Annotated in this window: 19 protein-coding genes and 1 pseudogene; 16 read left to right on the forward strand and 4 right to left on the reverse strand. The window is 72.9% G+C overall.

Features of this window, described 5'->3' with window-relative positions:
• Nucleotides 1-26 precede the first annotated feature (26 nt).
• The 14 genes from JIX56_RS18255 to JIX56_RS18320 all read left to right on the forward strand — a co-directional run bounded on the left by JIX56_RS18255 (nt 27) and on the right by JIX56_RS18320 (nt 13,180).
• Nucleotides 27-713: a hypothetical protein gene (locus JIX56_RS18255; protein WP_257542032.1), complete on the forward strand. Its 687-nt coding sequence runs from the start codon at nt 27-29 to the stop codon at nt 711-713.
• Nucleotides 714-888: 175 nt separating this feature from the next.
• Complete coding sequence (locus JIX56_RS18260; RefSeq protein WP_443032047.1) at nt 889-2,064, forward strand: pyridoxal phosphate-dependent aminotransferase; 1,176 nt, start codon at nt 889-891, stop codon at nt 2,062-2,064.
• Nucleotides 2,065-2,438: 374 nt separating this feature from the next.
• Nucleotides 2,439-2,573, forward strand: a complete 135-nt coding sequence (locus tag JIX56_RS18265; protein WP_257542036.1) for a lasso RiPP family leader peptide-containing protein — start codon at nt 2,439-2,441, stop codon at nt 2,571-2,573.
• A gap of 190 nt (nt 2,574-2,763) precedes the next feature.
• On the forward strand, nt 2,764-4,620 hold the full coding sequence (locus JIX56_RS18270; RefSeq protein ID WP_257542038.1) for an asparagine synthase-related protein: 1,857 nt from the start codon (nt 2,764-2,766) through the stop codon (nt 4,618-4,620).
• Nucleotides 4,617-4,907 (forward strand): lasso peptide biosynthesis PqqD family chaperone, encoded by a 291-nt coding sequence (locus JIX56_RS18275; protein ID WP_257542039.1) that lies wholly within the window; start codon nt 4,617-4,619, stop codon nt 4,905-4,907. The genes JIX56_RS18270 and JIX56_RS18275 overlap by 4 nt, the downstream gene beginning before the upstream one ends.
• Nucleotides 4,904-5,326, forward strand: a complete 423-nt coding sequence (locus JIX56_RS18280) for a lasso peptide biosynthesis B2 protein (protein WP_257542041.1) — start codon at nt 4,904-4,906, stop codon at nt 5,324-5,326. The genes JIX56_RS18275 and JIX56_RS18280 overlap by 4 nt, the downstream gene beginning before the upstream one ends.
• 15 nt (nt 5,327-5,341) lie before the next feature.
• Nucleotides 5,342-6,268: an ATP-binding cassette domain-containing protein gene (locus JIX56_RS18285; RefSeq protein ID WP_257542043.1), complete on the forward strand. Its 927-nt coding sequence runs from the start codon at nt 5,342-5,344 to the stop codon at nt 6,266-6,268.
• A gap of 25 nt (nt 6,269-6,293) precedes the next feature.
• Nucleotides 6,294-7,187 (forward strand): ABC transporter permease, encoded by an 894-nt coding sequence (locus JIX56_RS18290; RefSeq protein ID WP_257542045.1) that lies wholly within the window; start codon nt 6,294-6,296, stop codon nt 7,185-7,187.
• Between the two features lie 226 nt (nt 7,188-7,413).
• Nucleotides 7,414-8,376, forward strand: a complete 963-nt coding sequence (locus tag JIX56_RS18295; RefSeq protein WP_257542047.1) for a hypothetical protein — start codon at nt 7,414-7,416, stop codon at nt 8,374-8,376.
• The gene (locus JIX56_RS18300) at nt 8,373-9,575 is read left to right on the forward strand and encodes a S8 family serine peptidase (RefSeq protein WP_257542049.1); all 1,203 of its coding nucleotides are present in this window, start codon (nt 8,373-8,375) and stop codon (nt 9,573-9,575) included. Before JIX56_RS18295 ends, JIX56_RS18300 begins: the two co-directional genes overlap by 4 nt.
• 17 nt (nt 9,576-9,592) lie before the next feature.
• A complete protein-coding gene (locus JIX56_RS18305; protein ID WP_257542050.1) occupies nt 9,593-9,988 on the forward strand; it encodes a TOBE domain-containing protein in 396 nt (131 codons plus the stop codon).
• A gap of 162 nt (nt 9,989-10,150) precedes the next feature.
• Nucleotides 10,151-10,945, forward strand: a complete 795-nt coding sequence (modA, locus tag JIX56_RS18310) for a molybdate ABC transporter substrate-binding protein (protein WP_257542052.1) — start codon at nt 10,151-10,153, stop codon at nt 10,943-10,945.
• Complete coding sequence (gene modB, locus JIX56_RS18315; RefSeq protein WP_257542054.1) at nt 10,942-11,805, forward strand: molybdate ABC transporter permease subunit; 864 nt, start codon at nt 10,942-10,944, stop codon at nt 11,803-11,805. Before modA ends, modB begins: the two co-directional genes overlap by 4 nt.
• 100 nt (nt 11,806-11,905) lie before the next feature.
• The gene (locus JIX56_RS18320) at nt 11,906-13,180 is read left to right on the forward strand and encodes an ABC transporter ATP-binding protein (protein ID WP_257542056.1); all 1,275 of its coding nucleotides are present in this window, start codon (nt 11,906-11,908) and stop codon (nt 13,178-13,180) included.
• A 36-nt stretch (nt 13,181-13,216) separates the two neighbouring features.
• Here JIX56_RS18320 and JIX56_RS18325 read toward each other — a convergent pair.
• From JIX56_RS18325 to JIX56_RS18335, 3 genes and pseudogenes are all read right to left on the reverse strand, one after another.
• Nucleotides 13,217-13,597 (reverse strand): annotated as a pseudogene (locus tag JIX56_RS18325) (aminoglycoside phosphotransferase family protein); the annotation flags it as partial.
• A gap of 93 nt (nt 13,598-13,690) precedes the next feature.
• Complete coding sequence (locus tag JIX56_RS18330) at nt 13,691-15,151, reverse strand: MFS transporter (protein WP_443032048.1); 1,461 nt, start codon at nt 15,149-15,151, stop codon at nt 13,691-13,693.
• Nucleotides 15,152-15,204: 53 nt separating this feature from the next.
• Nucleotides 15,205-15,378: a hypothetical protein gene (locus JIX56_RS18335; protein ID WP_257542060.1), complete on the reverse strand. Its 174-nt coding sequence runs from the start codon at nt 15,376-15,378 to the stop codon at nt 15,205-15,207.
• A gap of 106 nt (nt 15,379-15,484) precedes the next feature.
• Here JIX56_RS18335 and JIX56_RS18340 point away from each other — a divergent pair, with 106 nt between their 5' ends.
• Together JIX56_RS18340 and JIX56_RS18345 are read left to right on the forward strand one after the other, a co-directional pair.
• Nucleotides 15,485-16,381 (forward strand): helix-turn-helix transcriptional regulator, encoded by an 897-nt coding sequence (locus JIX56_RS18340; RefSeq protein ID WP_257542062.1) that lies wholly within the window; start codon nt 15,485-15,487, stop codon nt 16,379-16,381.
• A 35-nt stretch (nt 16,382-16,416) separates the two neighbouring features.
• Complete coding sequence (locus JIX56_RS18345) at nt 16,417-16,980, forward strand: DUF6879 family protein (RefSeq protein ID WP_306819860.1); 564 nt, start codon at nt 16,417-16,419, stop codon at nt 16,978-16,980.
• A 40-nt stretch (nt 16,981-17,020) separates the two neighbouring features.
• On the opposite strand, the gene JIX56_RS18350 is transcribed toward JIX56_RS18345, so the two are convergent.
• Nucleotides 17,021-17,488, reverse strand: coding sequence for an ATP-binding protein (locus JIX56_RS18350; protein ID WP_257542063.1), 468 nt, complete (start codon nt 17,486-17,488; stop codon nt 17,021-17,023).
• Nucleotides 17,489-17,921: the final 433 nt, after the last annotated feature.

The following is a 17,921-nucleotide window of genomic DNA, read 5'->3' on the forward strand; positions in this document are numbered from 1 at the left end:
AAACGCACGCGTCACGGGGAGCCCAGATGCTTACTTCCACCACCGGTCGACTCACGACCGCGGCCGTCGCCACGGTCGCCGGTCTCGCTGTTCTCGCGCCCGCCGCCCAGGCCGTGGAGCAGGCGCCGGCGAAGCCCGCGGTCAAGCTGACCGTCGCCGGTTACACCAAGTACCTCAAGGCACAGAAGACGCCCGCGGCGAAGCAGACCCTCAAGAAGTTCCAGGGGCTGAGCAAGGGTCAGCAGACCGTCTTCGTGAAGGACCTCCAGGACCGCAGGATCTACAAGGCGCTGCTCGGCAAGGTGGCGGCGCCCGTGGGCAAGCCGGTCAGCATCATCGACCCGTACAACAAGGAAGTGCGCTTCGTCACCAAGGCGTCCTCGATCGTCGCCAAGGACAAGAGCCGCACGACGACCGTCAGCTTCACGGTGACCCAGGAGATCTTCCGTATCCCGGTCACCAGCGAGACCCTGACCATCAGCTACCCGACGGTCGGCAAGGGCCCGAAGCGGGCGAGGGCCAGCGCCACGGTCACCAACGTCAACGCGGCCATCAAGATCAAGAACGACCGCGTCAGCGTGAAGGGCTTCGGCGCCACCGCCTCCTGGGCCGCCATCCCGCAGGTGAAGTCCTTCGGCAAGCCCGCGTACAAGGCGCAGACCGTCCTCGGCGCCAAGAGCAGCTACCGGGCCACCCTCAAGAACGTCGGCTGACCCACAAGCTCGGCCATCGGCTGACCCACCCCGCGCGCCCCTGCCCCGGGCGCGCCCGCGAGGCCCAGGACCACCTCCCGTCCTGGGCCTCGCCCCTGCCGCTGGCCCCGATCCCCCTCGGGGCCGCAGCATGAGCGGCATGAGCAACGTGAGCGGCAGGACAGACACGAGCGGCATGCGGATCTCGCGGCGGGCCCAGGCCGTCGCCCCCTTCTACGCGATGGAGTTCGCCAAGCAGGCCGCCTCGCTGGCCGCCCAGGGGCACGACGTCGTCAGACTCAGCCTCGGCGAGCCGGACTTCGGCGCACCCCCGGCCGTCCTGGAGGCGATGCGCGAGGTCATGGACGGGCGGCCGATGACGTACACGGCGGCGCTCGGGCTGCCGGCCCTGCGGCAGGCCATCGCGGGGTTCTACGGCGACCAGCACGGCGTCGACGTCGATCCGGGCCGGATCGTCGTCACGGCCGGCGCCTCGGCCGCGCTCGTGCTGGCCACCGCCGCGCTCGTCGACCCCGGTGACGAGGTCCTCATCGGCGACCCCTCCTACCCGTGCAACCGGCAGATCGTCGAGAGCTTCGGCGCCGGGGTCACCCTCGTCCCCACCACCGCCGAGTCCCGGTTCCAGCTGGACGCGGCGTCGGTCCGCTCCCACTGGACGGACCACACGCGCGGGGTGATGGTCGCCACCCCGTCCAACCCCACGGGCACCTCCGTACCGGCCGACGAACTGGCCGCGATCTGCGACCTCGCCCGCGAACGCGACGCGTGGCGCCTCGTCGACGAGATCTACCTCGACCTCGGGGACCACGACGAGCGGGGCCGCCCACCGCGCAGCGCGCTCTCACTGGACCCCGGCGCCGTCGTCATCAACAGCTTCTCCAAGTACTTCGGCATGACCGGCTGGCGGCTCGGCTGGTGCGTCGTCCCCGAACCTCTCGTCCCGGCCCTCGAACGCCTCGCCCAGAACTACTTCCTCTGCGCCTCCGCCCCCGCCCAGCACGCCGCCCTCGCCTGCTTCACCCCCGAGTCGCTCGCGGTGTGCGAGGCCCGCCGGGTCGAGTTCGGCGAGCGGCGCGCGCTCGTCCTGGACGGGCTGGCGCGGATCGGGCTGCCGGTCCCGGTGCCGCCCGACGGGGCGTTCTACGTCTACTTCGACGTCGGCGGGACCGGCCTCACCTCCTGGCAGTTCTGCGAACGGGCCCTGCGGGAGGCGCACGTCGCCCTCACCCCGGGCAAGGACTTCGGCACGCACACCGCCGGCACCCATGTCCGCCTCTCCTACGCGGCTTCGGCGGACGAGCTGCGCGAGGGGATCGCCCGGCTGGGGAAGTTCATGGCCACGCTGCGGTGATCCGGCGGGCGAGGGCGACGCCTCAGCCCTTTCAGCCATTGTCGGATTAGCGGAGGACGGAAAGCGGCCATGGCTCGATGAATATCCTTCCTCCGCATTCGATCGCATTCGATCTCTCCGAGTGGGATACCGAATCACCGGGAGGAAGGGTTTGGCCGCACCGGGGTGGACACCGGGGAATCCGAGCCCGACAATCGCCCGCGCGAACGACGGCCGCCGCAGCCCGTCCATTCGGCCATCGACACGCACCTAAACTCGAATATCCGCTCGACATTCGCTGGTCCGCAGCGGCGAAAACCGTCTCTTGTGGGCCGCACTTCCGGCATCGCAGCATGTATCCGGATTTTCCACCCGTTCACGGAAGGAGACATGCGATGGAGCAGCCCCAGATGGACGAGAAGCCGGTGTACCAGCCGCCGGCGGTGGCCGAGGTCGCCGAATTCTCGGAGCTGACCACCGGTTGTGGGTTCGACTTCTTCGAGATGCCCGCCCAGCACAACATCTGCTGATTCCAACCATCCCGATCGCCACGGCGCGTCCGGCGTGACGGGGCGCGGCCGGGACCGCACTCCGCCCTTTCCTGCCGGGGTGCGAGTTCCCGGCCGCTGCCGGAATTCATTCACCCATTCCCACATGCTTTCGGAAAAGCTTCTTGAATTCGGGCTGCAAGCAGAGAAGACCAGGGGGTCGATGAGCGTGATGCCGGAAAGTACGACGCCGGGCAGCGGCTGGTTCGCGGTGCTGCCCGACTGTGACGCGGCGCGGGCGGCGGCCGCGGTGCTGGGCGCGGAGGCGACGCGGATCGTGGAGCACGCGTCCGGGCGGCCCTGGCTCGTCGGGCGGTGGGCGGAGGACGAGGCGGTCGTCGCGACGGTCGGCGACGCCCGGGTGGCGGTGGTGGGGCTCTCCCCGCTGACCGAGTCCCGCCTCGCCGCACTCGTCCGGGAGGACGACGCGCTCGGCTCGCTCGACCGGCTCGCCACCGGCCCGGTCGGCGGCTGCCATCTGCTGGCGTCGCAGTCGGGGCGGCTGCGCTCCCAGGGCACGGCCTCGGGGCTGCGGCAGCTGTTCTCCGCCCGGCTGGCCGGGGTCGTGGTCGCCTGCGACCGGGCGGACGTCCTGGCCACGGCCGTCGACGCCGGGATCGACGAACGCCTGGTGGCGCTGCGGCTCATGGACCCGCTGATCCCGCACCCCCTCGCCGAACGCCCCCTGTGGCGGGGCGTGTCGGCGGTCCCGGCCGGTACGGCCCTGCTGACGGACGCCGCCGGCAACGCCCGCACCCGCCGCTGGTGGCAGGCCCCCGAGCCCGAACTGCCCCTCGCCGAGGGCGCGGAGCGGCTGGCCGAGGCACTCGCGGACGCGGTGGCCGTACGCACCGCCGGGGGCGGGGTGATCAGCTCGGACCTGTCCGGCGGGCTGGACTCGACCTCGCTGTGCTTCCTGGCCGCGCGCGGCCCCGCCCGGCTGCTGGCCCTCACCCTCACCGGCGCGGACCCCGCCAACGACGACCTCTCCTGGGCCCGGCGGGCGGCGGCGCACCTGTCGGACACGGACCACCAGGTGCTGCCGATGGACGAACTGCCGCCCCACTACACCGGTGTGCTGCGGGCCGGCGAAGGTGTCGACGAGCCGTTCACAGGTGTCCGCGTCCGCGCGCCCTTCGCCGAGACCGCTCGCCGTCTGGCGGGCATGGGCTCGCGGCTGCATCTGTCCGGAGAGGGCGCCGACCAGATCCTGTCCGCGCGACCGCCGTATCTGCACACCACGTTCCGCACCCGGCCACGCACCGCGCTCACACATCTGCGCGCCACCCTCTCCGCCCAGCGCTGGCATCTGCTCCCCACCCTGAGAGCGCTGGCCGACCGCCGCTCGTACGGGCGCTGGCTCGCGGACACCGCCCGTGACCTCTCCCCCGTCCTGGCCCTGGACGGCACCCCCGCCCTGGGCTGGCAGATGCTGCGGCCCCAACTCCCGCCCTGGGCGAGCCCGGACGCGGCGGCGGCCGTACGCGAACTCCTCTGGCAGACCGCCCTCGAAGCCGAACCCCTCGCACCGACCCGGGGGCAGCACGAGGTCCTGTGGTCCGTGCGCAACGGCACCCGGCTCGCCCGCCAGCTCACCCGCGTCACCAGTGAGGCGGGCCTGCCCACGCACTACCCGTTCTACGACGACCGCGTGGTCGAGGCGGCCCTCGCCGTACGGCTGCACGAGCGCACCACCCCGTTCGCCTACAAGCCGCTCCTGGTGCGGGCGATGCGGGAGGCGGTGCCCGCCGAACTGCTCGCCCGCCGCACCAAGGGCGAGTACAGCGCCGAGATGCAGAGCGGGCTGCGCACCCGCCGCGCCGACCTGGCGGACCTCCTCGACCGGCCGCTCCTCGCCACCCTCGGCCTCGTCGACGCCGACGCCCTGCGCCGCGCCTGCCTCAGCATGTTCCCGCCCCGGCTCTCCCCCGTGACCCTGGAGGCGACCCTGGCCGTCGAGACCTGGCTCCGCGCCCACGCGGGCCCCGCCTCCGCCACGCCCGCCATGGGAAGCGAGGCGGCGGCATGAGCGCGGCAGGAAAGCGGAACAGGAACGCGGCGGGGACGCGGTTGCGACGGCATGTGTCCGTCTCCGACGTGGAGGACGGGATGGTCCTGCTGGACGAGCGCAAGGGCCGGTACTTCAAGGTGAACGCGAGCGGCGCGCTGATTCTGCGGGCCCTGCTCGACGGCGCCCCGCCGGCCGACGCGGTCCGGGCGCTCGTGGAGCGGTACGAGGTCTCCGAGGAGCGGGCGGCGGCCGATGTCGACGCGCTCACCGCCGAGTTGGCGGGCAACGGGCTGGTGGTGTCATGAGCGTCCCCTCCGTCTTCCAGGAACGGCGCCGGCTGCCCATGCGCCGGCGGCCGCTCCCGCTGCTCGCGGTGGGCGCCGCGCATCTGATCGGCCGGCTCTCCCCGCTGCGCATCCGGCAGATCCTGACCGCCTGTTCACTCGGCGGCCGCCCGGCGACGTACGCCGAAGCCGCGCGGGCCCGCGCCGACGTGGTCGCGGTGAGCGTGCGCTGCGCCGGGCAGGGCTGTCTGCCCCGGTCCATCGCCACCGCGCTGCTCTGCCGCGCCCGGGGCACCTGGCCCACCTGGCGCACAGGGATGCGTACGGTCCCGATGGTCGCCCACGCGTGGGTGGAGGCGGAGGGCCGTCCGGTGGACGACCTGCCGCTCACCCCGGGCATCCCACCGCTCATCACCGTCGCGCCACGGGCGCGCTCGTAGCAGGGGGGGAATGTCGTGCCGGGCGACGACATCGCCGTACACGCCGAGGAACTCAGCAAGCTCTACGGGACGCGGGAGGCCGTGGTCGGGCTCGACCTCACCGTCCCGGCGGGCCGGATCTTCGGCTTCCTCGGCCCCAACGGGGCGGGCAAGTCCACCACCATCGGCATGCTCTGCACCCTGCTGCGCCCGACCCTGGGCGACGCGTGGGTGGCCGGGGCGCACGTGGTCCGCGAGGCCGCGCGGGTACGGCGCCGGATCGGCGTCGTCTTCCAGGAGCAGACCCTCGACCAGGATCTGACGGTCATGGAGAGCATGCGGCTGCAGGCCGAGCTGTACGGGCTGCCCGGCGCGGCGGCCCGCGCGGCCGGTACGGCCCTGCTCGGCCTGGTCGGTCTCGCCGACCGGGCCGGGCATGTGGTCCGCACCCTCTCCGGCGGCACCCGCCGCCGCCTGGAGATCGCCCGGGCGCTGGTGCACGGCCCCCGGGTGCTCTTCCTCGACGAGCCCACCGCCGGGCTCGACCCGCAGACCCGGGCCGCCGTCCGGGAGTATCTGCGGCTGCTGTGCCGGGAGCACGGCATCACCGTCTTCCTGACCACGCACCATCTGGAGGAGGCCGAGCACTGCGACCGCATCGCCATCATCGACCACGGCGAACTGGTCACGGAGGGCACGCCCCGCGAGCTGAAGGCGGTCATCGGCGCCGACCTCGTCACCCTGCGCACCGATGACGACGAGCGGGTCGCCGAGGCCGTGCGCCGGTCCTTCGGCCTGCCCACGGAGACCGGCCCCGACGGCGTACGCCTCCGCGCGGCCGACGGCGCCGCCCTCGTCCCCCGCCTCTGCGCCCAGCTCACCGTGCCCGTCCGCTCCGTGACGGTCACCTCACCCACCCTCGACGACGTGTTCCTGCACCACACGGGCCGCACGATCCGCTAGCGCCGCCCGGCTCTCCAGAGGAGGCATGCCCTTGTCGTCGGCGACCACGTCCGACTCCCTCTCGCCCCCTGCCCCCGACGCGACCGGCGGCCGCGGTGCACCCGACCGCCGTGCCGGGCCCTTCGTCGCCGATCTGCGGACCCTGCGGATCCTGTGGCGGCGGGAGATGACGCGGTTCCTGCGCAACCGGGCCCGGCTGGTGATGGGGCTGGCCGCGCCGCTGCTGTTCCTGTTCGTGCTCGGCAACGGGATCGGGTCCGCCGGGGGCGATCTCGGGCACTACCAGGCGTTCCTGTTCCCCGGCACGCTGCTGATGGTCGTGCAGGGCCCGGCCGTGGCCGTCGGCACGGTGCTCATGTGGGACCGGCAGTCCGGGTTCCTGCGCCAGATGCTGGTGGCGCCGGTGCGGCGCGGCGCCATCCTGGCGGGCATCTGCCTGGGCGGTGCCACCACCGGGGCCCTGTACGCGCTGCCGGTCCTCGCCCTCGCCGGTCCCATGGGGCTGCCGTACCACCCCCGGTTGCTGCTCGTCCTGGGCGAGGTGGCTCTGCTGTCGTTCGCGCTCACCGCCCTCGGCGTCTCGGCGGCCGTGTGCATCCGGCGCCCCGAGACCTTCCAGATCGTCTCCGGCCTGGCGATGGCCCCGGCGATGCTCCTGTCCGGCGCGCTGTTCCCCGTCGGCGGCCTGCCGTCGTGGCTCGGCGCCGCCGTCCTCGCCAACCCGCTCAGCTACGGCGTCGACGCCCTGCGCCGCACCATGCCCGACCCGGACCCGACCACCGCCGCCCCGGCCTGGTTCCACGCCGGCCCCGAGTGGTGGGGCTGGACCCCGCCGGTCCTTCTCGAACTCGCCCTCGTCGTGCTCCCGTCACTGCTTCTGCTGCTCCTCGCGGGGCGCCGCTTCGCCCGTATCGACTGAGGCCGGGCGGCGGGTGAGGGGACGGCTGATCACGTCTTGGTAGCGGGTCGACGACTCGTCAAAGTGGCTCTATATGATCGGCGTTCGCATGTACGGGGGCATGTGCGGGTGCAACTCTGCCGTTTTCGTTCCGCGTTGCCGATTTCGGCTCGTGTTTGCCGTTTCCGTTCACTCCTCCGTGCGTCGCGCGCCCTTTCAGTGACACCCGACGACGAGGAGAGGGGCCATGTCCTATCCGACACCGCCCCAGCCGCCCGGCAGTGCCGGGGGCTACGGCCAACAGCCCGGTCCCTACGGGCAACAGCCCCAGCAGTACGGCCAACCGCCCCAGCTGGGGTCATGGCCGCAGGACCGGCCCCAGCAGTACCCCGGCCAGGCGCCCTACCCGGGTCAGGCACCGCACCCCGCCCCGGTCCCGACCCCTCCCCCGGCCAAGGGCGGCGCGGCCCGCGGCTGTCTCGCCGGCGCCCTGGGTTTCCTCGGCCTGCTCGGCATGCTCGGCGGCGGTCTCCTGGTCGGTCACGCGTACTCGAACGCGAGCCAGGACATTCCCAACCGTGACGGCTACGGCCCGACCATGTGGCGGAACGAGCCGGCGGACAAGCTGTTCCCCGACTACCTGGCCCCCCGGGTGAGCGCGACGACCACGAAGGCCGACAGCGCGCGGGCCACCTGGCACCGCGTCGGCATATCCGAGGACACCGACTGCGCGACCGGGCTGAACAAGGCCACCTCGGCCGCTGTGGCGAAGCTCGACTGCGAGGCGGTGCTGCGCGCCACGTATGTGGACCCGACGGGGAACACCGTCGGGACGGTCGCGCTGATCGTGCTGCCCGCGGGGGAGTCCGCGAAGACGGAGATGACCACGTTCTTCGAGGCGGACGAGGAGAAACTCGACCCCGAGGTCGGGGTCAAGGCGCTCGCCGTACCCGGCACCATCGCCGCGAAGTGGAGCGACGCGCGGAGCAACGGCGGGGCGGGGATCGTGGTCCCCGAAGGGTCCCTGCCGTACGTCCTCGTGGCCTCCACCGGCGCGGTCGACGGCCGCAAGGCAGGCCATCTGCCCGGCGAGTTCGGCAGCCACAACTGGGACGCGGGCGACGACCGCGCGCCGTGGCGGGGCGCGGCGAAGGCCCTGTGCGACGACCTGAACTACCACCTCGGCGACCTGATCCTGGAGACCTCATGAGCACGGGCACGGGCATGAGCAGGGGTGCGGGCATAGGCATGGGCAGGACCGTGCGGCGGGCCGGCGCGGCCACGGCGGCCGCCGCCCTGCTGCTCGGCACGGCGGCCGCGGGTGCGGCGAGCGCGGCCGAGACGACCCCGCAGTCCTGGGAGTACCAGGCGCTGAAGCTGGGCGCTGCACAGCGGCTCGCGCAGGGCGAGGGCGTCACCGTCGCTGTCCTGGACACCGGCGTCGAGGCGGACCACCCCGCGCTCAAGGGCAAGGTGACCACGGGCCCCGACTACATCGGGGACGGCTCGGACTCCGACGAGGCGGACAACGAGGGCCGCCACGGCACGGCGATGGCCTCGGACGTCCTCAAGGTCGCCCCGAAGGCGAAGATCCTGTCGATCCGGGTGACCGACGGAAGCGGGGAGCCGGGGTACAGCAAGGGCGGCAACCCGGTCGCGCAGGGCATCAACTACGCCATCGAGCACGGCGCCGACGTGATCTCCATGTCGATCGGCGACCAGCTCCTCGGCAGCAGCTACGACGAGGACGAGGCCGACGCCCTGGGCCGCGCGGCCCTGGCGGGCGTCCCCGTCCTCGCCTCGGCGGGCAACAACGGCGACCTGTTCAACGACGCCCAGTACCCGGCGGGCTACCCGGGCGTGATCGCGGTCGCCGCGCTCCAGCCAGGCGGCACCCGGGCCGCGTTCTCCACCGTGCGGACGTACAACGCGGTCGCGGCACCCGGCGTCGACATCATGAGCGCGAGCAACACCGGTGGCTACGCGACGATCGACGGCACCTCGCCCGCGACGGCCCTCGCGTCCGGTGTCGTCGCCCTGATGCTCTCCCACAACGACAAGCTGACCCCGGCCCAGGTCCGGACGATCCTGACCACGACCGCCGGGCACGCCGCCCAGGGCCACAGCCCGCTGGACGGCTACGGCGTCATCGACGCGCCCGCCGCGATCGAGGCCGCCGAGAAGCCGCCGGCGGACCGGACGGAGCCGGTGGCGTACAAGGGCGAGGAGCACCTCGGCACCCCGGACGGCACCTCGAAGACGAAGCACCCCGAGCTGGACACGGAGATGGTGACGATCGGGGGCGGCGCGGCGGCCGTCGGGCTGCTGATGGCCGTGGGGGCCGTACTGATCGGCCGGGCGGGGCGGCGGCGCGCGACACCGGCCGGCGGCCGTGCCGTGACCCGCTGACGCATATCTTGGCGTTCATGCAGTCCTACACAATCGGTCAGGCCGCGCGGCTGCTCGGGGTCAGCCCCGACACCGCGCGGCGGTGGGCGGACGCGGGCCGGGTGGCGACCCGGCGCGACGAGAGCGGGCGCCGGCTCATCGACGGGAAGGACCTCGCGGCCTTCTCCGTGGAGCTGGCCTCGGACACCGCCGACGAGGCCGACGTGCCGTACACGTCGGCCCGCAACGCCTTCGCCGGCATCGTCACCGCCGTGAAGCTCGGTGACGTGGCGGCCCAGGTCGAGATCCAGGCGGGCCCGCACCGCCTGGTCTCCCTGCTCACCCGCGAGGCCGTGGAGGAGCTCGGCCTGGAGGTCGGCATGGAGGCCACGGCCCGGGTGAAGTCCACGAATGTGCACATCGACCGGACGTGAACGGCACACCCATGGGAACGCACATGCGCTCCCACAAGCCCAGGTGACCTGGCTCATGCGATGCCACAGGAGACTTACCCCTCGCACATGCGTCAAGATGGTCGGCGTAGCGTCCGGCTTGCTGGGTGGGCCGGCTCCGAGGGAGTGGGTAGGGAGATCGTGATGATCCGTTCCGTGCGTCTGGTCGCCGGCGTGGGCGCCGCCGCGCTGCTGGTGACCCTGAGCGCCTGCTCCTCCTCCGACGAGGCGTCGCCCGCCGCGTCCGGCTCCTCGGACGAGCTCTCCGGCACGGTGACCGTGTTCGCCGCCGCGTCGCTGAAGGAGAGCTTCACGACGCTGGGGAAGCGGTTCGAGGAGGAGCACCCCGGTACGAAGGTGACCTTCAACTTCGGCGGCAGCGACTCCCTCGCCGCGAGCATCACCGGCGGCGCCCCGGCCGACGTGTTCGCCTCTGCCAGCCCGAAGACGATGGCGATCGTGACGGACGCGGGCGACGCCTCCGGCGCACCCGCCACCTTCGTCCGCAACCAGCTGGAGATCGTGACCCTGCCGGGCAACCCCGACCGGATCGCCTCCCTGAAGGACCTCACCGAGTCGGGCCTCAAGGTCGTGCTGTGCGACAAGGAGGTGCCGTGCGGCGCCGCCACGCAGAAGGCGCTGGAGGCCAGTGGCCTCAAGCTCACGCCCGTCTCGTACGAGCAGGACGTCAAGGCGGCCCTGACGAAGGTCGAGCTGAAGGAGGCCGACGCGGCGGTCGTCTACAAGACCGATGTGCAGGCCGCGGGTGACAAGGTGGAGGGCGTGGACTTCCCCGAGTCGGCCGACGCCGTCAACGACTACCCGATCGCCCTCCTCAAGGACGCGCCCAACGCCGACGCCGCCGAGGCGTTCATCGAGCTGGTGCGGTCCGCCGAGGGCCGACAGGTCCTGACCGGGGCCGGATTCCTGGAGCCGTGAGCAGGCCCTCCGGCAGCCCGGACGCGTCCGGGACCGTGGTGGCGGGCGGGGCCCGACGGGTACGGCGGGTACGGCGCCTGCGCGGCTCCGTCCCCGTCCCGCTGCTCCTCCCCGCCCTGATCGGCGTCGCCTTCCTGGTGCTGCCGCTGGTCGCGCTGCTCGTGCGGACGCCGTGGTCGAGCCTGCCGGAGCAGCTGACCAGCGCGGAGGTGTGGGAGGCGCTGCGGCTGTCGCTGGTGTGCGCGACGCTGGCCACGGTGGTGAGCCTGGTGCTGGGGGTGCCGCTGGCGTGGGTGCTGGCCCGGGTCGAGTTCCCGGGCCGTGGTCTCGTACGGGCCCTCGTCACCCTCCCCCTGGTCCTGCCCCCGGTGGTCGGCGGTGTCGCCCTGTTGATGGCGCTCGGCCGCAACGGGGTCGTCGGGCGCCTGCTGGACGACTGGTTCGGTCTCACCCTTCCCTTCACCACCACCGGGGTCGTGATCGCCGAGGCGTTCGTGGCGATGCCGTTCCTCGTCATCAGCGTCGAGGGCACGCTCCGGGCCGCCGACCCGCGCTACGAGGAGGCCGCGACGACGCTGGGGGCGTCCCGGTTCACCGCGTTCCGCCGGGTGACCCTGCCGCTGATCGCCCCCGGCGTCGCCGCCGGCGCGGTCCTCGCCTGGGCGCGGGCACTGGGCGAGTTCGGCGCGACGATCACCTTCGCCGGCAACTTCCCCGGCCGCACCCAGACCATGCCCCTAGCCGTCTACCTCGCCCTCCAGAGCGACCCGGCCGCCGCGATCTCCCTGAGCCTCGTACTGCTCGCGGTGTCGGTGGCGGTGCTGGCGGGCTTGCGGGACCGTTGGATGACGGCGTCATGACGCAAGCCGGCGAAGCGGCGGACCGGCGCAATCGCGAGCCGGCGCAATCGCGGTCCGGCGGCATGCCGAGCAAGCAGGTTGGTGAGTGAGCGAAGTGCCGATGAGTGAAACCCCGGCCGCCGTCGATCCGGCTCTCGCCGCCAACGGCGCCGACCGCTCCGAAGGGCTGGACGCCCACCTCGTCGTCCAGCGCGGTGACTTCCGCCTGGACGTCTCCCTGACGGCCGCCCCCGGCGACGTCGTGGCCCTGCTCGGCCCCAACGGCGCCGGAAAGACCACCGCGTTGCGCGCCCTGGCGGGCCTGACCCCGCTCACCGGCGGCCATCTACGGCTGGAGGGGGCCGCGTTGGAGCGTACGGCGCCCGAGTCCCGGCCGGTCGGTGTCGTCTTCCAGGACTACCTGCTCTTCCCGCACCTCACCGCCCTGGACAACATCGCCTTCGGCCCCCGCTGCCAGGGCGCGACCAAGGCGGAAGCCCGCGCGCAGGCCGCCGAGTGGCTGGACCGGATGGGTCTCGCCGAGTACGCCGGGACCAAGCCGCGCCGCCTCTCCGGCGGCCAGGCCCAGCGCGTCGCCCTCGCCCGCGCCCTCGCCACCCGCCCCCGCCTGCTGCTCCTCGACGAGCCCCTCGCCGCGCTGGACGCCCGCACCCGCCTCGACGTACGGGCCCAACTCCGGCGCCATCTCGCCGAGTTCGAGGCCGTCGCCGTACTCGTCACGCACGACCCGTTGGACGCCATGGTCCTGGCCGACCGGCTCGTCGTCGTCGAGCACGGCCGGGTGGTCCAGGAGGGCACCCCACGCGACATCGCCCGCCACCCCCGCACGGACTACATCGCCCACCTGGTCGGCCTGAACCTGTACCGGGGACAGGCCGAGGGCCACGTCGTACGCCTCGACACGGAGGGCATGGCGACCACAGGAGCCGTAGGAGACACAGGCGGCAGGGGCCCGGCGGGCGCGCCGACGAAGAACGCAGGCCGCCCTGCGGACACGCCGGCGAAAACCACAGGCCGCCCGGCGGGCGCGCCAACGAAAACCACAGGCCGCCCGGCGGACACGCCGGCCAAAACCACAGACCGCCCGGCGATCACGACCACCGAGGACCTCACGGGCCCCGTCTTCGTCGCCTTCCCCCCGAGCGCCGTGACCCTCCACCGCGACCGGCCCACCGGCTCCAGCGCCCGCAACCTCTGGCGGTGCGAGGTGGCCGGCCTGGAGGTCCACGGTGACCAGATCCGCGCCGACCTGACGGGCGAACTCCCGCTCACCGCCGACCTCACGACCGTGGCGGCCGCCGAACTCGGCCTCCACCCGGGAACACCGGTATGGGTGACGGTGAAGGCGACGCAGACCCACGCGTATCCGGCGTGAGAACACCCACGTCAGGTCAGCTGATCACCACTCGGGAGCGAGCGTCCGCCCGCACCAGCCCAGGATCTCCGGGTCGGCCGGATCCGCCTCGTCCCCGTCGACCCAGTCGTACAGCTTCACGTACGACCCGCCCGACGAGCCGGGCAGCCGCGACACGTACGCCCCCTCGCGGTCCGCGAACAACCGGGGCGCGGAGATCCCCAGCGCCTCCGCGGCGTTCCGCAACGCCGCCTCCCGCCCCACCTGCTCCTCGTCACACTCGAACAGAAGCTCCTTCACCGCCCACGAGACACCGCCGCCGCCCCCGCCCGACAGCCGCCAGATCTGCCCCAGCGCGCCACGGGCGACGGGCTCCATGCGCCATGCCCCGGCGCCGAGGCCGTACGCCTCCGCGATGAAGTCCGCTCTGCTCCGCATGTGGTCACCTTCCGGTCGGCCAACGGGGTCTGCCTCTTCGCATCCACCCCTCCGTATCTGCCCCTCGACATGTGAACAGACCCGTGCGCCGCATCACTCCCGCACCCGGCCCTCCCGCAGGAACAACGCACTGGTGAGGGTGCCCAGGAGCACCACGGCGGCGTTCAGGGCGATCGCGACCTTGAGCCCGCCGAGCACGGCCGCGGCCCCGCTGCCGCCGAGGGCGGCCGTGGCGACGGCGCTCATGATGGGCGTGCCCATGGTGATGCCGATCTGCTGGGTCATGGTGGCCAGACCGGTGGCGAGGCCCTGCTCGTGGTCGGCGAGCCCGGAGGTGGCGGTGACCATGAAGCCGACGATGACCAGCATGTTGCCGACACCGCCGGCGAAGGTGGCGACCAGCAGCAGCCACATCCACGAACGGTCGTCGCCGAGCCCGAGGAGCGCGGCGGTGAACACGGTCTGGACGACACCCCCGACGATCAGCGTCCGCCTGGTGCCGAGCCGGCCGATGACCCTGGGCGCGAGGGTGCCGCCGACGACCGTCCCGACGCCCAGCACCCCGAACGACAGCCCGGCGGCGAGCGGTGAGAACCCGAGCACTTCCTGGAGGTACAGGGTGAGCAGGAAGACCAGCGACGTCTCCGTGAGGAAGGCGATCAGACCGGCGACGTTCCCCCAGGCCACCGACCGCTTCCCGAGCACCCCGACCGGCACCAGCGGCGCGGCCGCCCGGCGCTCGACGGCGTGGAAGACGACGAGCAGGACGGCACCCACCGCGAGCGACAGCAGCGCGGCGGGCGAGCCCCAGCCGTGCTCCCCCGCCCGGGTCAGCCCGAGGACCACGGCCAGCAGACCGAGCGTGACGCTCACGGCACCCGGCACGTCCAGCCTCGGCCGCTCCTGGATCCGGGACTCCTTGATGACCGTCGGCGCGATGACGAGGACGGCGAGGGCGACGGGCACGTTGACGAAGAACGCCCAGCGCCAGGAGAGCAGATCGGTGAGCAGCCCGCCGAGGATCGCGCCGGTGGTGAAACCGGCCGACATCAACGCCCCGTTGAGACCGAGCGCCTTCTCCCGCAGCGGCCCCTCCGGGAAGGAGGTCGTCAGCAGCGACAGCCCGGCCGGGGTGACGGCGGCCGTCGCCAGCCCCTGGAAGACCCGGGCTGCGATCAGCACCTCCGGATCCCGCGCGAGCCCGCCGACCAGCGAGGCCACGGCCAGCACCACCAGCCCGCCGAGGAAGAGACGGCGACGCCCGAACAGATCGGCCACCCGCCCGAAGAGCAGCGTGAAACCGGCCGCGCACAACGCGAACGCCGTGCCGATCCACTGCAGCCCCGCCAGCGAGAACCCCAGCCCCTCCCCGATCACGGGCAACGCCACGTTCAGGATGGAGAAGTCCACGGCCAGCATGAACTGGGCCGCGAGCAGCACCACGAGGGTCAGCCGGAGCCGGGGGGTGAGTGCGGTGGCGGCAGCCGGGCCGGGCGCCGTATCGCGTCGGCGGCGGGGCGCCGTACCGGCCGCCTCCGAGTCTGTGACGGACATGTCGTCGAGTCCCTTCCTCTCCTCGTGCACCGTCCGCGCGCATCCGTCGTACGTCATCGTCGTCGGCGTACGTCCTCGTCCTCGGCGTACGCCTTCTCGTCCTCGGCGTACGTCCATGTCGTACGCCCTCGTCGTACGACCTCACGCGCGGCTACGGAGAGAGGCTCGCCCGTCCCGCGAACCCCAGCCAGAACCCTGTCCCGCACAGTCGGCGCAAGGGTGGTCATCGCGGCACCACCCTCACGGCCCCCGCCCGTCCACGGCCCTGTGCATGATGGAAGGGGCGGCGCTCACGGCCCCGCACGCGCACGGACCGTCGACCCGGGAGGCACGATGAACGTCCCGTCCGAGCTGGGCGACTTCCTCAGGTCCCGCCGGGCCGCGCTGCGCCCCGAGGAGGCCGGCATCACCCCGCACCCGACCCGCCGCAGGGTGACCGGCCTGCGCCGCGAGGAGCTGGCGACGCTCGCGGGGGTGAGCATCACCCACTACACCCGCCTCGAACAGGGCCGCGCCCTCAGCCCCTCGGACAGCGTCCTGGACGCCCTCGCCCGCACCCTGCGCCTCACCGAGGACGAGGCCGCCCATCTGAAGGCCCTGGCCCGCCCGGTCCCTTCCTCCCCCTCCGCCGCCCGCCCCGCCACGGCACACGCGGAGCACGCGACCCCCTCGACCCGTCGCCTCCTGGCCGCCATGACCGACGTACCGGCCCTCGTCCTGAACCGCCGCAACGACGTCCTCGCCTGGAACCCCCTCGGCCGCGCCCTCCTCGCCGCCCATCTGCCGCCCGAGGCCCCGGACACCCCCGCCGACCGCCCCAACCTGACCTGGATGCTCTTCCTGGACGCCCGGTACCGCGACCTCCACGCGCACCGGAGCGAGGAGGCGGCACTCTCCGTGGCCTCCCTCCGCGTCATCGCCGGCCGCCACCCCGACGACCGTGCCCTCGCCGAACTCGTGGGCCAACTGGCGGTGCGTTCCGCCGAGTTCGCGGCCCTCTGGTCCCGCCACCCCGTCCGCACCTGCACCTCGGGCGTGAAGCACCTGCGCCACCCCCGCGTCGGCCCGCTGACCCTGACCTTCGAGAACCTCCTCGTCCCGGGCACCTCCGGCCACCGCCTGATCGCGTACACGGCGGAGCCCGGGTCCCCGTCGGAAGCCGCCCTGGGCCTCCTGGGCAGCCGGGCGACGACTCCGGTCGCGCGGAACCCCACGGCCGTACGACGCTGAGAAGAGGATCTCCACCCGCGCAGCCGGAGGACGACGTGACGCTCAGGTTCATCGGAACGACCGGCGCCGCCGACGACGGCGGCTCCGGCCCCTTCGGACTACAGCCCATCGCCTCGATCACGCATCTCTTCGAGGAGTTCCGGCATACGGCGTGGCGGCTGGAGACCCGCCGGGGCTACGCCGCCGACCGGAACAGCGCGAAGTGGCCCCGGTTCCTGGCGGGCGAGGACATCGCGCGGGGGCGGCCGAACGCGTGGCGGGTGAACGTCCGCGCGCAGACGGCCCAGGGCAAGCGGGTCGAGCGGGTGCGGATCGTCGACGAACCGCCCACGCCGGGGCAGGAGTTCCTCCGGGCCATGGCGCCCGCGCACCTCGCCGACGGGGAGGACATCCGCACTCTCACCCGCGCCGCCGCCGAGCAACTGGGCCTCCCGGACCATGACTTCTGGCTCTTCGACTCGAAGATCCTCGCCCGGCTCGCGTTCGACGACGAGGACGCCGCCCTCGGGGTGTACGTCACCGAGGACCCGGCCGAGGTCCTCGCCGCCTGCCAGGCCCGCGACACGGCCTGGCACCACGCCGTACGCGTCGGGGAGTGACACGCACCCCTCATCCGAAGGGCCGGATCCGTCCGTCCCGCTAGTTCGGAGCCGCCAGGTCGAACCACACCGCCTTGCCGTCGGGGTGGACGAGGCCCCCGCCGTTCGGGAGGGCGGCGGCGGTCCCCCAGCGGCCCTCGGTGAGGGCGTCCACCAGGTAGAGCCCACGCCCGCCCTCCTCCCAGCCGCCCGGGGTCAACTCCCTTATGACCGGCGGGTTCTCGTCACCGTCGTAGACGATCACTCTGACCCGCCAGGCCTCCACCGCCAGCCAGAGAACCGATCCTCCACCTTTGGCGTGCACACAGGCGTTCGTGACCAGCTCGGATGTGCACAGGGCGGCCGCGTCCACGAGGGCGTCGAGGCCGAGGGCGCGCAGGACGGTGGAGACGAAGTCGCGGGCGATGTGCGGGGAGGTGTCCAGGGGCGGGCAGAAGAGGGTGTACGTCGTCGCCGTGGGCGAGAGCCAGGGGGTTGAGGCGGGAACGTCACGGGCAGTTTCAGTCATGGATGATCAACTCCATTGCGACGAGAAGGGATTGCTCGGGTCCCTACCGCGTCGGTGGCTCCTCCTCGGGTGTCGACGGCCCGGGGCGCGCTTTCAACTGGCGGTACGCAGGGGTGGGTTGCGGACGACTGCGGACGGACTGCGGACGAGCTGCGAGGCGACATGCAGGCGAGATGTATATGTGTGATCAGTTGAGCACTCTCCGTGAGCGCAGGAATGACCGTAGTCGGCGTGTTCGCGCCGCCGCAATGGGGTCGGTGGAAGTACTACGAAAGCGCGTCGCCCAAGGCCCGGCAGCCGTCCGGCTCTCACCCCGCGTGGCCCATGGCCCGTCCCCCACCCCGTGTGATGATGGGCCGCGAGCGCCCGCAGGGGACGGGCGGGCTCCCCACGGGGAGCGGGGAACGAACACGGGTACGGGGACGGAACTGCC

The organism is Streptomyces sp. CA-210063 (assembly GCF_024612015.1).
Classification (GTDB): domain Bacteria; phylum Actinomycetota; class Actinomycetes; order Streptomycetales; family Streptomycetaceae; genus Streptomyces.